The organism is Parasphingomonas puruogangriensis, assembly GCF_036663635.1.
Lineage (GTDB): Bacteria > Pseudomonadota > Alphaproteobacteria > Sphingomonadales > Sphingomonadaceae > Sphingomonas.
The window spans coordinates 387589-402492 of sequence record NZ_JAXOJI010000002.1 but is presented as its reverse complement, the minus strand read 5'-3'; the positions used below and the strand labels follow the sequence as shown (position 1 = coordinate 402492).

The 14904-nt window shown below is 66.4% G+C and carries 11 protein-coding genes and 1 pseudogene; 8 read left to right on the top strand and 4 right to left on the bottom strand.

Translation table 11 applies throughout. From position 1 onward, the window contains the following. Positions 1–59: 59 nt before the first annotated feature. The 3 genes from U1739_RS07335 to U1739_RS07325 are packed head-to-tail and all read right to left on the bottom strand — an operon-like array spanning position 60 to position 3883. Positions 60–917 (bottom strand): SMP-30/gluconolactonase/LRE family protein, encoded by an 858-nt coding sequence (locus U1739_RS07335; RefSeq protein WP_332705858.1) that lies wholly within the window; start codon positions 915–917, stop codon positions 60–62. A gap of 10 nt (positions 918–927) precedes the next feature. Beyond that, positions 928–2724: an IlvD/Edd family dehydratase gene (locus U1739_RS07330; RefSeq protein WP_332705855.1), complete on the bottom strand. Its 1797-nt coding sequence runs from the start codon at positions 2722–2724 to the stop codon at positions 928–930. Between the two features lie 10 nt (positions 2725–2734). Continuing rightward, positions 2735–3883 carry an aldose epimerase family protein gene (locus U1739_RS07325; RefSeq protein WP_332705852.1) on the bottom strand — a complete coding sequence of 383 codons (1149 nt, stop codon included), beginning with the start codon at positions 3881–3883 and terminating at the stop codon, positions 2735–2737. A 120-nt stretch (positions 3884–4003) separates the two neighbouring features. On the opposite strand from U1739_RS07325, the gene U1739_RS07320 reads away from it, so the two are divergent. After that, positions 4004–5314 (top strand): sugar MFS transporter, encoded by a 1311-nt coding sequence (locus U1739_RS07320; protein ID WP_332705849.1) that lies wholly within the window; start codon positions 4004–4006, stop codon positions 5312–5314. Positions 5315–5321: 7 nt separating this feature from the next. Here U1739_RS07320 and U1739_RS07315 read toward each other — a convergent pair whose 3' ends face one another. Then, positions 5322–6071 (bottom strand): FadR/GntR family transcriptional regulator, encoded by a 750-nt coding sequence (locus U1739_RS07315; RefSeq protein ID WP_332705846.1) that lies wholly within the window; start codon positions 6069–6071, stop codon positions 5322–5324. A 107-nt stretch (positions 6072–6178) separates the two neighbouring features. Between U1739_RS07315 and U1739_RS07310 the strand changes: the two genes are divergently transcribed. From U1739_RS07310 to U1739_RS07280, 7 genes and pseudogenes are all read left to right on the top strand, one after another. After that, entirely contained in the window at positions 6179–7744 is a 1566-nt protein-coding gene (locus U1739_RS07310; RefSeq protein WP_332705843.1) for an aldehyde dehydrogenase (NADP(+)), read from the top strand. A 67-nt stretch (positions 7745–7811) separates the two neighbouring features. Beyond that, a complete protein-coding gene (gene araD1, locus U1739_RS07305) occupies positions 7812–8804 on the top strand; it encodes an AraD1 family protein (RefSeq protein ID WP_332705839.1) in 993 nt (330 codons plus the stop codon). A 2-nt stretch (positions 8805–8806) separates the two neighbouring features. After that, positions 8807–9733 carry a Gfo/Idh/MocA family protein gene (locus U1739_RS07300; protein WP_332705836.1) on the top strand — a complete coding sequence of 309 codons (927 nt, stop codon included), beginning with the start codon at positions 8807–8809 and terminating at the stop codon, positions 9731–9733. 10 nt (positions 9734–9743) lie between these two features. Then, the gene (locus U1739_RS07295; RefSeq protein WP_332705834.1) at positions 9744–11303 is read left to right on the top strand and encodes an alpha-N-arabinofuranosidase; all 1560 of its coding nucleotides are present in this window, start codon (positions 9744–9746) and stop codon (positions 11301–11303) included. A 2-nt stretch (positions 11304–11305) separates the two neighbouring features. Continuing rightward, positions 11306–12343, top strand: a complete 1038-nt coding sequence (locus U1739_RS07290; RefSeq protein ID WP_443025519.1) for an arabinan endo-1,5-alpha-L-arabinosidase — start codon at positions 11306–11308, stop codon at positions 12341–12343. Between the two features lie 16 nt (positions 12344–12359). Continuing rightward, positions 12360–13388: pseudogene (locus U1739_RS07285) on the top strand (glycoside hydrolase family 43 protein); the annotation flags it as partial. A gap of 2 nt (positions 13389–13390) precedes the next feature. After that, complete coding sequence (locus U1739_RS07280; RefSeq protein WP_332705831.1) at positions 13391–14728, top strand: glycoside hydrolase family 27 protein; 1338 nt, start codon at positions 13391–13393, stop codon at positions 14726–14728. Positions 14729–14904 lie beyond the last annotated feature (176 nt).

Below are 14904 nucleotides of genomic sequence, written 5' to 3'. Positions count from 1 at the left end.
TGTCGTTGCGAACGGCAGTGGGCGCGGCGGGTGCCACGCCGCGCGCCGCATCGGACAGGCTAGCCGGCGAATTCGTGCGTCGGCAGGCCCTGGACGCCGCTGTCGACCTCGAACAAGGCGCCGTCATAATCGCTGTCCGGCAGACCGGTTGCGGCCGAGGTGACGAACATGCGCGTGAGATCGGGGCCGGCGAAGGTGATGTTGGTGATCTGGTGCGCGGGCAGGGCGATGCTGCGCTCGACCTTGCCCTCGGGATCGAAACGGCTGATGCGGCTGCCGCCCCAATGCGCCACCCACAGGCCGCCTTCGGCATCGACGGTCATGCCGTCGGGATAGCCGTCGGCTTCCCCGAACTGGACGAACGGCGTGCGGTCGGTGATCGTGCCGTCGTCGTTTCGCGCGAAGCGGTAGATCGTCTGGCGGGCGGTGTCGCTATGGTAGAACCAGCAGCCGTCCTTGGAAAAGGCCGGGCCGTTGGGCACGCGGTAGCCATGATCCATGCGGGTCCAGCTACCGTCGGCGTCGAAACGGTAGAGCGCGCCATTATCCTCGTTCTCGGCCATGTCCATCGTGCCGCACCAGATGCGGCCCTGCGCATCGGCCTTGCCGTCGTTCATCCGGTTGCCGGGATGATGCGGTTCGGGATCGGCAAGATGGCGGATGGCCAGTGGCTCGACATCGATTTCGGCGAACCCGCTCTGGAATCCGCCGATCAGCCCGCCGCTGGCGCGGCCGGCGACCCAGCCGAGCGGCTCGGGCATCGCCCAACGCTCGATCGCGTCGTCCGCAAACGAGAGGCGATTGAGCGCGGGGCCGAGGATGTCGACCCAATAGAGCGCCTGGTCGCGGGCCGACCAGCACAGGCCTTCGCCCAGCGAGTCACGCGTGTCGCGCGGCACGATCGACCAGTGCGCCATCGTCATTTCCTCAATGGTTGTCGCGCGGCAGACCCATGGTCTGGGCGATACGCTGATATTTCTCCGCGCCTTCCAGGATCGCGCCGGTGTTGAGCTGGCCAACCACGTCGCGCTGGATTTCCTGCCACGGCGTCTGCGAGGCGGGATAGGCATAGCCACCCTGTGCCACCAAGTCGCGGCGGCGTTCCTCGAGTTCCTCGGCCGGGATCAGCACGTTGGCGGTGCGCTGGTTGAGATCGATGCGCACGCGATCGCCGGTGCGCAGCAAAGCAAGACCGCCCATGGCCGCCGCCTCGGGGCTGGCGTTGAGGATCGAGGGGCTGCCGCTGGTGCCGGACTGGCGGCCGTCGCCGATGCACGGCAGCGCGTTGATGCCTTCGGTGATCAGGTAAGCAGGCGGGCGCATGTTGACGACTTCGGCCGCGCCGGGATAGCCGATCGGGCCGGCGCCGCGCATGAACAGCAAGGTGCGCGAGGTGATGCCAAGCGCGGGATCGTCGATGCGGTGATGATAATCTTCGGGGCCATCGAACACCACGATCGGGCCTTCGAACGCCTCGGGATCCTCCGGATTGGACAGGTAGCGATCGCGGAATGCGGCGTCGATCACGCTGGTCTTCATGATCGCCTCGTCGAACAGATTTCCCGACAGCACGATGAAGCCGGCATCCTCGACCAATGGGGCATCGAAGCTGCGGATGACCTTGGGATCCTCGATCGTCGCGCCGCGGCAATTGTCGCCCATCGTCTTGCCGTTGACGGTCAGCGCATGCTCGCGGATCAGGCCCTGGCCCATCAACTGCGCGACCACGGCGGGGACGCCACCGGCGCGGTAATAATCCTCGCCGAGATATTCGCCGGCCGGCTGCAGGTTGACCAACAGCGGCACCTTATGGCCTTCGGTCTCCCAATCCTTGAGCGGCAGCTCGACGCCGATATGGCGGGCGAGCGCGGCGAGATGGATCGGCGCGTTGGTCGAGCCGCCGATCGCCGAATTGACCACGATGGCGTTGTGGAACGCGTCGAGCGTGAGGATGTCGGACGGCTTGAGATCCTCGGCGACCATCTCGACGATGCGCTTGCCGGTGAAATAGGACACTTCCTGGCGATCGCGATAGGGCGCGGGGATCGCCGCCGAGCCGGGCAGCATCATGCCCAGCGCTTCGGCCAGCGAGTTCATCGTCGAAGCGGTGCCCATCGTGTTGCAATAGCCGGTCGATGGCGCCGAGGAGGCGACGAGCTTGATGAAGCCCGCGTCATCGATCTCGCCGGTGGCGAGCAGCTGGCGCGCCTTCCACACGATCGTGCCGGAGCCGGTGCGTTCGCCCTTGTGCCAGCCGTTGAGCATCGGGCCGACCGACAGGGCGATCGCCGGGATGTTCACCGTGGCGGCGGCCATCAGGCAGGCCGGGGTGGTCTTGTCGCAGCCGGTGGTCAGCACCACGCCGTCGAGCGGATAGCCGTACAATGTCTCGACCAGGCCGAGATAGGCGAGGTTGCGATCGAGCCCGGCGGTCGGGCGCTTGCCGGTTTCCTGGATCGGATGGACCGGGAATTCGAGCGCGATGCCGCCGGCTTCGCGAATGCCTTCGCGGATGCGCTCGGCCAGCACCAGATGGTGGCGGTTGCACGGGCTGAGATCGCTGCCGGTCTGCGCGATGCCGATGATCGGCTTGCCCGAGCGCAGTTCCTCCAGGCTCAGCCCGAAGTTGAGATAGCGTTCGAGATAGAGCGCGGTCATGTCGATATTGGCCGGGTTGTCGAACCAGGCGCGCGAACGAAGCTTAGGTGCAGGGGTATCGGTCATGGGGTTTCCGTCAGCGGTTCGTTGAAAGTTGGTAGATCATTACATGGTGATACGGCTTGCCAGGATCGACCCGTGCGGAGACGAAATCGGGCTGGTTGGGCGCATCGGGGAATTTCTGCGGCTCGAGCGCGATGCCATCGCCCATGCGGTACAGGTGATCCTGTTTGCCGAGGAACGTACCATCGAGGAAGTTGCCGGTATAGAATTGTACGCCGGGCTCGGTGGAAAGCACTTCGAGCACGCGGCCCGAGGCGGGATCCTCGAGCCGGGCGGCGAGCTCGGGCGTCTTGGTCAGGCCCTTGTCGAGCGCGAAATTATGGTCGTAGCCCTGGCCGAAGCGGATCTGCTGGTCGCGGCCGTCGCGAATGCCATCGGCCACGCGGCGCGCCTTGCGGAAGTCGAACACGGTGCCCTCGACCGCGCGGCGTTCACCGGTCGGGATCAGCGCGGCGTTGACCGGGGTGTAGGCGGCGGCGGGCACGGTGAGCAGGTGGCCGGTGGCGCCGCCCGGCGCGCCTTCGCCGGCGAGATTGAAGATCGCATGGTTGGTCATGTTGACGACGGTCGACTTGGTCGTCTTGGCGTCGAATGTGATGGTCAGCGATCCGGCATCGTCGAGCGCATAGGTTACGGTGGTGTCGAGCTGGCCGGGATAGCCCGAATCGCCGTCCGCGCTGCGATGCGCCAGCACGACGCTCGCGCTCGGTCCCGATTTGACCGAAACGACGCGCCACACGACCTTGTCAAAACCCTTGCCGCCGCCGTGCAGCGAATTTACCTTGTCGTTGAGCGGCAGCTGATAGGCCTTGCCGTCGAGCGTGAAGCGGCCGCCGGCGATGCGGTTGGCATAGCGCCCGACGGTCACGCCGAAATAATTGGGGTGATCGACATACGAGGCCAGATCGTCATAGCCGAGCACGACATCGGCGGGTTGGCCGGCGCGATCGGGGGCGATCAGCGACTGGAGCGTCGCGCCATAGGTGAGGATTCGCGCCGACACGCCGGTCGCGTTGGACAAGGTGATTGCCTCGATCGCGGTGCCATCCTTGAGCGCACCGGCCGGGCTGCGCTTAATTTCGGCGGCCTGTGCGCTATTTGCCGTGACGACCGCAGCGGCACTATATATCAACGCCGCAGCGAGCTTGGTCGTCCCAGGCATATCACTCTCCTCTTGACCGACGCCATTGACGCGCCCTTTGGTCATATATAGTCCGACAAATCAAACAAGCGCAAGCCGCGTAGAGGGACAACGATCCCCGCGGTGAACTGGAGTAGGATAATGGCCGTGCCACCAACAGTGTCGAGCGCCACCGCGCCAAACCCCTCGGCGAGTGGCGGGGGGTATCGATCCGCGTTGACCCTGCTGGCAAGCCTGTTCTTCATGTGGGGCTTCATTACGGTCATCAACGGCACGTTGCTGCCCCACCTGCGCAGCGTTTTCGAACTGTCCTACACGCAGACCACGCTGATCGAATCGGTGTGGTTCATCGCCTATTTCTTCGCCTCGATCCCATCGGCCAAGCTGATCGAGCGGGTCGGCTATCAGCGCTCGATGGTCATCGGCCTGGCCATGATGGCGGTCGGCGCGCTTGTCATGGTGCCGGCGGCCAAGCTGCCCTCTTACGGCGTGACCTTGTTCGCGCTGTTCGTGATCGCCAGCGGCATCACGCTGCTGCAGGTTGCCGCCAACCCCTATGTTGCGGTGGTCGGCAAGCCGGAGACGGCATCGTCACGGCTCAACCTGGTACAGGCGTTCAACTCGGCCGGCGCGACGCTGGCACCGTTGTTCGGCGGGTATCTGATCCTCGGGCGTACGACCTCGGGCACGGCCGCGGCGGGCGCCGCCGCGCTGACCCCGGCCGAGCGGCTGGCCGATGCGCAATCGGTGGTGCTGCCCTATGTCATCGTCGCCGTCGTGCTGGCGGTGCTCGCGATCGTCATCGCGCGCTTCCCGCTGCCGGCCATGGGCGCCGCGACGCAGCGCCATGCCAAGGAGGACCGCAAGGGCCATTCGCTGTGGAAGCATCGCAACCTGGTGTTCGGCATCCCGGCGATCTTCATCTACCTGATCGCCGAGATCGGCGTGGGCAATCTGTTCATCAACTTCGTGTCGCAGCCGGAAATCGGCAACCTGACGCACCAACAGGCATCGGATTATCTGTTCCTGCTGTGGGGCGGGATGATGGTCGGCCGGCTGGTCGGCGCGTTCGTCATGCAGAAAGTGGATGCCGCGCATGTGCTCGCCGTGGCCAGCATCGGCGCGACGATCGTGATGCTGATCGCCGCCTTCACCACCGGCCATGTCGCAATGTGGGCGCTGATCTCGGTCGGGCTGTTCCACTCGATCATGTTCCCGACGATCTTCACGCTCGGCATTCGCGGCCTGGGGCCGTTGACCGAGGAAGGATCGGGGCTGCTGATCATGGCCATCGCCGGCGGCGCATTGGTCATCGTGCAGGGCTGGCTGGCCGATATGTACGGCCTGCAAATGTCGTTCCTGCTGACCGCGGCGTGCGAACTGTACGTCCTGTTCTACGCCTTGTGGGGCTCGCGCGTGGCCCCGGAGCATGCAGGCGTGACGGCGGCGTAAGCCGCCGTCAGCCGGCCATCGCGGTGCGCGTGTCCTCCAGCGCGAGATCGACCAGGACGCGCATCGCCTCGCTCGCGGCGGGCGCATCCCCGGCAGCGATCGCGTCGTAGACGCGGACGTGATCGGGGATCGGGTTGCGCGGCAGCGCGCGCTGGCGCTGCTTGAACTGCGTCGTCCAGTTGACCGCCGCGCCGATGCTGGCGGTCAGCACCATCAAGGCATCGTTGCGGGTCGCCTGCAGGATCGCGCTGTGGAAATCGCGATCGGCGGCGCGGCCCGCTTCGGTGACCAGGGTATTGCGGCGCATCGCGGTCAGCGCGTCCTTCATCGCCTTCAGGTCCGCGCGATCGCGGCGCTGCGCCGCCAGCATCGCCGCGGCCGGCTCGACGATGGCGCGCAGTTCGAACAAGTTGCGTACGAAGTCGATATCCGGCTCGTTGGCAAACGCCCACGCCAGCACATCGGGATCGAGCAGATTCCAGCGGCTGCGCGGCAGCACGCGGGTACCGGCCTTGGGGCGGCTTTCGACCAAGCCCTTGGCGGTCAGTACCTGCACCGCCTCGCGATAGGCGCTGCGCGATACTTCCAGCTCCTCGGCAAAGGCGATTTCGCCTGACAGCGTGTCGCCCGGCGCATATTTACCCGACAAAATCGCCAGGCCCAGTTTGTGCGCGACGGCGCCGCGCAGGCGGCGACCGGGACCGCGCACCTTGTTTGGTTCGCTTGGGCTCCCGATGTCGCTATTCTCGTCGACCATATATTGCTCTCCCCTGCACAATCCCTATCAGTCAGGCGCGGGCGGCGAAACGACAAACATTGCCAACGCGCTCTGGCTGTAATAGTCAGAGTAATAAGGAGCTGGACATGACTGATACCGCACATAACGACCTGCTGGAAAAGAGCGGGTTTCGCTCGATCGACGCCGAAACGGGCCAGCCGACCGGCGCAGCAATCGACGTGCACGGGCAGGACGATGTCGCTGCAGCCTGCGCCGCAGCCGAAGCCGCATTCCCCGCCTATAGCGCCACCACGCGCGAAGAGCGCGCAGCGTTCCTCGAGCGCGTCGCCGAGGAAATCGTCGCGATCGGCGAGCCGCTGATCGCCGCGGCAATCCGCGAAAGCGGCCTGCCGCGCGGCCGGATCGAAGGCGAGCGCGGCCGCACGGTCGGCCAGCTCAAGCTGTTCGCCGGCGTGGTCCGCAGCGGCGGCTGGCAGGGCCTGCGCATCGATCCCGCGCTGCCGGAGCGCCAGCCGTTGCCGCGCCCCGATCTGCGCCTGCGCATGGTGCCGCTCGGCCCGGTCGCCGTGTTCGGCGCGTCCAATTTCCCGCTCGCTTTCTCGACTGCCGGTGGCGACACCGCCTCAGCGCTGGCGGCGGGCTGCCCGGTGGTGGTCAAGGGCCATCCCGCGCATCCGGAAACCGGCGCGCTGGTCGCCGCCGCGATCACGCGGGCGGTCGCCGCGAGCGGCCTGCCCGAGGGCGTGTTCCAGCATCTCGTTGGCCCGGGTAACGAGCTTGGTTCGGCGCTGGTGAAGGATCCGCGCATCGCCGCGGTCGGCTTCACCGGCTCGCGTGGCGGCGGGCTGGCCCTGGTCGGCCTGGCGCAGGCGCGTCCGGTGCCGATCCCGGTCTATGCCGAAATGTCGAGCATCAATCCGGTCGTGCTGCTGCCGGAAGCGCTCAAGGCGCGTGGCGCGGCATTGGGCACGGCGTTCGTCGGTTCGCTGACGATGGGTGCGGGCCAGTTCTGCACCAATCCCGGGCTGGTGCTGGCGATCGACGGCGAAGGCTTCGATGCGTTCACCGCCGCGGCGAGCGACGCGCTGAGCGGTGTCGAGCCGCAGGTCATGCTGACCACCGGCATCCACGACGCCTATAGCAAGGGCGTCGAGGCACTGGCGGGCAGCGCCAAGGTCGAGCCGCTCGCGCGTGGCAAGCTGGGTAATGGCACGACCCGCGGTCAGGCCGCCCTGTTCCAGGTCAGCGCGGCGGATTTCCTTGCCGACGAAGCGCTCGGCCAGGAAGTGTTCGGTGCCTCCTCGGTGATCGTGCGCTGCCGCGACGAAGCCGAACTGCAGGGCGTATTGGCCGGGCTCGAAGGCCAGCTGACCGCGACGCTGCACATGGATGCGGGCGACGAGACGCTGGCGGCGCGGCTGGTGCCGACGCTGGAGCGCAAGGTCGGTCGCATTCTCGCCAATGGCTGGCCTACCGGTGTGGAAGTGACGCATGCGATGGTCCATGGTGGGCCGTTCCCGGCGACGTCCGACGGGCGCAGCACTTCGGTCGGCAGCCTGGCGATCGATCGTTTCCTGCGCCCGGTATCGTATCAAAACCTCGCTCAGTCGGTGCTGCCGGCCGAGTTGCGCGACGATGCGAAGGGCGACGGTGCGCCGCGCATGATTGACGGCAAGCTCGACCTGAACTGATTGAACCGAACTGACGAAACTAGGGAGCGCCGGCCATAACGGCGCTCCTACCAAAGGAGAGGGTTACATGGCATTTCGCCTGCTGCAGCATCGCGGCATCGACGGACAACGCGCAGTCATCGCGGCGCTGGGCGACCAGGCCCGCTTCGTGCCCGGTTTCGACAGCATCCGGGCACTGGCGGCGCACGCCATCGCGCAGGGGCAGACGCTGGAAGCAGTGGTCGCCGCAGCCGGGCAGGGCGATGCCGTTGACCTGGCCGCCGAACATGCCGCCGGGCGCCTGATCGCACCGATCGATCATGAGGACGGCGCGCGCTTGCTGATGACCGGCACCGGCCTGACCCATCTCGGCTCGGCCGAGGGGCGCGACAAGATGCACCGCGACGCCGCCGCGAGCGACGTGAAGACCGATTCGATGCGCATGTTCCTCGAAGGCGTCGAGGGCGGCAAGCCGGCGGCGGGCACGAGCGGCCAGCAGCCGGAATGGTTCTACAAGGGCGATGGGTCGCAACTGGTCGGGCCGGGCGATGCGCTGACCATGCCGGCCTTCGCGCAGGATGGCGGCGAGGAGCCCGAGTTGGCCGGCATCTACCTGATCGGCCCGGCCGGCACGCCGTTCCGCATCGGGCTGTGCCTGGCCAACGAGTTTAGCGATCACGTCACCGAGCGGCACAATTATCTGTGGCTGGCGCATTCCAAATTGCGCCAGGCGGCACTCGGCCCGGAGCTGCTGGTCGGCGCGCCGCCAGCGGACATTCGCGGCACCAGCCGCATCATCCGCGATGGCGAGACGGTGTGGGAAAAGCCGTTCCTGTCGGGCGAAGACAATATGTCGCACAGCCTGGCCAATCTCGAAGCGCATCATTTCAAATATGATCTGTTCCGTCGCCCCGGCGACGTGCACGTTCACTTTTACGGCACGGCCACTCTGTCGTTCGCCGATGGCGTGCGCACCGAAGAGGGCGATGTGTTCGAGATCGAGGCGGCACCGTTTACGCTGCCGCTGCGCAACCCGTTGGCGCGCGCTAGCGCGACCGACGTCACCGTGCAGGTGCTGTGAGCATGGCTGCGATCCGTATCGCCGTGGTCGGCATGGGCAAGATTGCGCGCGATCAGCATCTGCCGGCGATTGCCGGCAATGCCGAGTTCGAGCTCGTCGCCGCGGTCAGTCCGCGCGATCCGGGCATGCCTGGCCTGCCGTATTTCCCGACGCTGCAGGCCTTGCTCGACGACGGCCCGGCGGTCGATGCAATCGCGCTCTGCACGCCGCCGCAGGTGCGCTACGAGCTCGCCGCGCTGGCGCTGTCGCGCGGCGTGCATGTGTTCCTCGAAAAGCCGCCCGGCGCGACGCTTGCCGAAGTGGCGGCGCTCGAAGAGCAGGCGATGGCGACCAAGGCGAGCCTGTTTGCCGGCTGGCATTCGCGTTTTGCCGCCGGCGTCGCACCGGCGCGCGCGTGGCTGGCCGAACGGCGTATCGATCGCGTGTCGATCGTGTGGCGCGAGGACGTGCGCGTGTGGCATCCGGGCCAGGCGTGGATCTGGGAGCCGGGCGGGCTCGGCGTGTTCGATCCCGGCATCAACGCGCTGTCGATCGCCACGGATATCCTGCCCAACGCCTTCTTCCTGACCGCCGCGACGCTGTCTACGCCGGCCAATCGCGCGGCGCCGATCGCTGCCGAGCTGAGCTTCCGCGACACGACCGGCGCGCCGATCACGATGGATCTCGATTGGCGCCAGACCGGCCCGCAAAGCTGGGACATCACGGTAGAAACCGATGGCGGCACGCTGAGCCTGGCCAAGGGCGGCGCGGTGCTGACGTTGCCCGAAGGCACGAAAACCAACGAGGACGAGGAATATCCTGGCCTCTACGTGCGCTTCGCGGCGTTGGTTCGCGGCGGCCGCAGCGAAGTCGACACGCGGCCGTTCCGGCTCGTTGCCGATGCCTTCTTGCGCGGTACGCGCATCGCGGTCGAAAATTTCGATGATTGAGGAGCGCACCATGTCCCGGACCCTGCGCGGCATTGCCGCAGCCTTGCTGCTATCGACCACCGCGATCGCGGGGGCGCAGACCGCGCCGGCCGAGGCGCCCGTCGCCGCGACGCTGCAGGCGGACAAGCCCGGGCCGGTGTATGACAAGCGCATCTTCACCCAGTTTGCCGAGCATCTCGGCAACGGCATCTATGGCGGCCTGTGGGTCGGCAATGACAAGAAGATCCCCAACACGCGCGGGTTCCGCAACGACGTTGTCGGTGCGCTCAAGCGGCTTGGCGTGCCCGTGATCCGCTGGCCGGGCGGCTGTTTCGCCGATGAATATCACTGGCGGGAAGGCATTGGCGCCAAGGCCAAGCGCCCAGTGAAGATCAACACGCATTGGGGCGGCGTGACCGAGCCCAACACGGTCGGCACGCACGAATTCATGGACCTGACCGATCAGATCGGCGCGGAAGCCTATATCGCCGGCAATGTCGGCAATGGCACCCCGCAGGAAATGGCCGAGTGGGTCGAATATATGACCTCGCCCGCCGGCACGCTGGCCGACGAGCGCGCCAAGAACGGCCATAAGGCGCCGTGGAAGGTGCCGTATTTCGGCGTCGGCAACGAATTGTGGGGCTGTGGCGGCAACATGCGGCCGGAATATGCCGCCGACCTGACCAAGCGCTATGCGACCTTCATCAAGGCGCCAGCAGGCACCCGCATCCTGAAGATCGCCGCCGGCGCCAACGTCGACGATTACAAATGGACCGAAGTGATGATGCGCGAGGCGATCGGCCAGATCGACGCCGTGTCGCTGCATTATTACACCATCCCGGGCAACTGGCCGCCGCGCGCCTCGCCGACCGAGTTCGACGAGACCGCCTGGGCTGAGACGCTGGCCGGTGCGTGGAAGATGGACGAGCTGATCACCAAGCATACCGCGATCATGGATAAATATGATCCGCAGAAGCGCATCTGGTTGGCGGTCGACGAATGGGGCACGTGGTTCGCCCAGGATCCCGGCACGCATCCGGGCTTCCTGCGCCAGCAGAACACGCTGCGCGATGCCTTGGTCGCGGCGATCCATCTCAACGTGTTCGCCAAACATGCCGAGCGCGTGAAGATGACGGCGATCGCGCAGATGGTGAACGTGCTGCAGGCGATGATCCTGACCGACGGCAGCAAGATGGTGCTGACGCCGACCTATCACGTGTTCGAGATGTACAAGCCGTACATGGACGGCACGGTGCTGCCGCTCGAGATCAAGTCGCCCTGGTACAATAAGGACCAGTGGACGATGCCGCAGGTCAGCGCGAGCGCGGTGCGCGGCAAGGATGGGCTGGTCCATGTCGGGCTGGCCAATGCCGATCCCGAAAAGCCAGTGACGATCTCGGTATCGCTGACCGGCGTCACCGCGAGCAGCGTTGCGGGCCGTGTGCTCACCGCGCCGGCGATGAACGCGCGTAACGACTTCGGCGTGGCCGAGGCGGTGACGCCGGTGGCGTTCACCGGGGCGCAGGTGCAGGGCAATATGCTGACCGTCACGCTGCCGGCCAAGTCGGTCGTGATGCTCGACCTGCGATGAGCATGGGCGTGAAAGCCATGGGGGGAGCGCTGGCGGCATTGCTGGCGCTCACCACCCCGATCGCGGGCGCGCAGGATGCGGCCGTGCCGACGACGCTCAACGCCCAAATCGCGGGTGATATCGCGCCGGTCCACGATCCGGTGCTGATTCGCGAGGGCGATACCTATCACGTCTTCTCGACCGGGATCGGCCCGGCCGGGCAGGGGGTGGTCTCGCATCGTACCTCGCGCGATCTGATCCATTGGGCGATCGCGCCGGCGCCGTTCGCCACCTTGCCCGCCTGGGTGCCCGGCACGATCCCCGGCGCCAAGAATCTGTGGGCGCCCGATATCTCCTACGTGAACGGCCGCTACCGGCTATATTATTCGGCCTCGACGTTCGGCTCGAACCGGTCCGGGATCGGCGTGGCGACCAGCGCGACGCTCGATCCTGCCAAACCGGGCTATGGCTGGCGCGACGAGGGGCTCGTGGTCGCCTCGCAGCCGGGCGACGATTTCAACGCCATCGATCCGGCCTTCTTCGCCGACAAAAAGGGCCGCCACTGGCTCTCGCTGGGCAGCTTCTGGACCGGGCTCAAGCTGTTCGAGCTGGATCCCAAGACCGGCAAATTGCTCCACCCCGGCGCCAAGCCGGTGTCGATCGCGCGCCGCCCGGTGCCGGCCGGCGCGCCGTCGATCGTCGAGGCGCCGTATATTTTCGAGCGCGGTGGCTGGTACTGGCTGCTGGCGAGCTATGACTATTGCTGCAAGGGCGTGAACAGCACTTATTACACGGTGATCGGCCGTTCGAAGACGGTCGCCGGCCCGTATCGCGGCAAGGACGGCAGTTCGCTGCTCGAAGGCGGCGGCACGATCCTGTTGCGCGCCGACCTGCAGGAAAAGCAGCGCTTTCGCGGCCCTGGCCATTCGGGCCATTTCCGCGACGCGAACGGCACCGATCTGATCGTTTATCATGCGTACGACAAAGACAATAAAGGCGCACCGACGCTGCGGATCGCGACCCTGAGCTGGGATGCGGACGGCTGGCCAACGGCGCGCTGAATCTAGGAGAGAGACTATGGATACCGTATCGCGTCGCCTGTTCCTCGCCGGGGCCGCCGTGGCGACCGCCGCGCCGGCGCTGGCCCGCAAGCCCGCCGCCAAAGGCATCGTCAACCCGCTGGTGCGCCAGCGCGCCGATGCGCAGGTCTTCCGCCACAGCGATGGCTGGTATTACATGACCGGATCGGTGCCCGAATATGACCGGCTGGTGCTGCGCCGCTCGCGCACCATCGCCGGCCTCGCGACGGCGACGGAGCGGGTGCTGTGGCGGCACGAGAAGACCGGGCCGATGTCCGGCTTCCTGTGGGCGCCCGAGCTGCACCTGATCGACGGCAAGTGGGTGATGTATTTCGCCGCCGGCCCGAGCGGCGGCGGCGAGGACGTGTTCCGCATCCGCACCTTTGCCGTGGTGTGCGACGGCAAGGATCCGATGACCGGCAAATGGAGCGTGCTCGGCCAGCTGCAGCTGCCCTGGGACAGCTTCAATCTCGATTCGACCGTCTTCACGCATCGCGGCACACGCTATCTGTGCTGGGCGCAGCGCGAGGCGGGGATCGATACCAATTCGAACCTGTATCTCGCCCCGCTGAAGACCGCGCTGACGATCGGCGCCAAGCCCACACGGCTGACCGTGCCGACGCTCGACTGGGAAATCCGTGGCTTCAAGGTCGCCGAGGCGCCGGCGTTCCTGGCGCGCAACGGGCAGGTGTTCATCACCTATTCGGCCAGCGCGACTGACGACCGCTATTGCCTGGGCATGTTGCGCGCGAAGGACGATGCGAACCTGATGGACCCCGCTGTGTGGACCAAATCGCCCCAGCCGGTGTTCAAATCCTCGCCCGAGCACAAGGTGTTCGGCCCCGGGCATAACAGCTTCACGGTCGACGAGCGTGGCCGCGACATGCTGGTCTATCACGGGCGGGATTATGCGGCGATCACGGGCGATCCGTTGTTCGATCCCAACCGCCATACCCGCGTGCAGCCGTTCACCTACCATGCCGATGGCAGCCCGAACTTCGGCGTGCCGCTGGCCAACGGGCGGCTGTAATGGCGATCGGGCGGCGCACGTTCCTGGCGGCCGGCGCCGCCGCGACTGCGCTGCCCGCCCTCGCTGCCCGGGGCAAGGCGTCCGCGGCGCTGCTCGCGCCGACGCCGCCGATGGGGTGGAACAGCTGGAACAGCTTCGCCACGACGATCACCGAGGCGCAGGCGCTGGAAACCGCGGCGATCCAGGCGGAAAAGCTGCTACCGTCGGGCTACGACATCTTCACCGTCGACATCCAATGGTACGAGCCCGGCGCGACGAGCTACACCTATGCCGCCAAGCCGACGCCGGCGATGGACGACTATGGCCGCTTGCTGCCCGCGCCGAACCGCTTTCCCTCCAGCGCCGGCGGCAAGGGTTTTGCGCCACTCGCCGCCAAGGTCCACGGCCTGGGGCTGCGCTTCGGCATCCATCTGATGCGCGGCATCCCGCGACTGGCGGTGGAGCGCGACCTGCCGGTGTTTGGCACGGCGTACCGCGCGCGCGACATTGCCGACACGACGAGCATCTGTGCGTGGAACCCCGATATGTACGGCGTCGATATGCGTAAGCCGGGCGCGCAGGCTTATTATGACGGCGTGTTCGCGTTGTATGCGTCGTGGGGCGTCGATTTCGTCAAGATGGACGATATGAGCCGGCCGTACGATGCCCATGCCGCTGAGATCGAAGCGGCGCACAAGGCGATCGTGGCGACCGGACGGCCGATCATCCTCAGCCTGTCGCCGGGGGAAACGCCGGTGCCGCGCGCCGATCACGTGCGCAAATTTGCGCAGATGTGGCGCATCAGCGACGATTTCTGGGACGATTGGGCGATGCTCGAGGCGCAGTTCGTGCGGCTGGAGAATTGGAACGCCTATCGGTCGCCCGGCTGTTGGCCGGACGCGGACATGCTGCCACTCGGGCGGCTGGCGTTGGGCGAACGCAACACGAAATTTACGCCTGACGAGCAGCGCACGCTGATGACGCTCTGGTCGATCGCCCGCTCGCCGCTGATCATGGGCGGCGATCTGCGCCATCTCGACGCGGAGACGCTGGCGCTGCTGACCAATCCGGAAGTGATCGCGGTCAACCAGGCGAGCGCGCATAATCAACCGCATTATGTCGCCGATGGCATGCGGGTGTGGTCGGCGCGGGTGCCGGGGTCGGACGATCGTTATGTTGCCTTGTTCAACACCGACAAGGTCGCGCGCACGGTGGCCATCGATCTCGACATGCTCGGCATCAATGGCACAGCGGCGGTGCGCGATTTATGGGCGCGGCATGCCCTGGCGCCAGCAGCGCGCGTCCTTGCGCAGACCCTGCCGCCTCACGGGGCCGGGCTCTACCGTCTGGCGGCCTAAGCGCTGCGTTGGGCATTGTCCGACTAAAAGACCTTGCAAGTGTGGACGTTCTCGTCGCAATCGGCTGCAATACGTCACCATTTGTCATATAAAACTGCGCTTTGTGCGCGATAAATCTTCTTGCCACCGATCCGGCCGCTCGGTAAAGTTGTCGGAGTAATACCGGCTGCCAAATA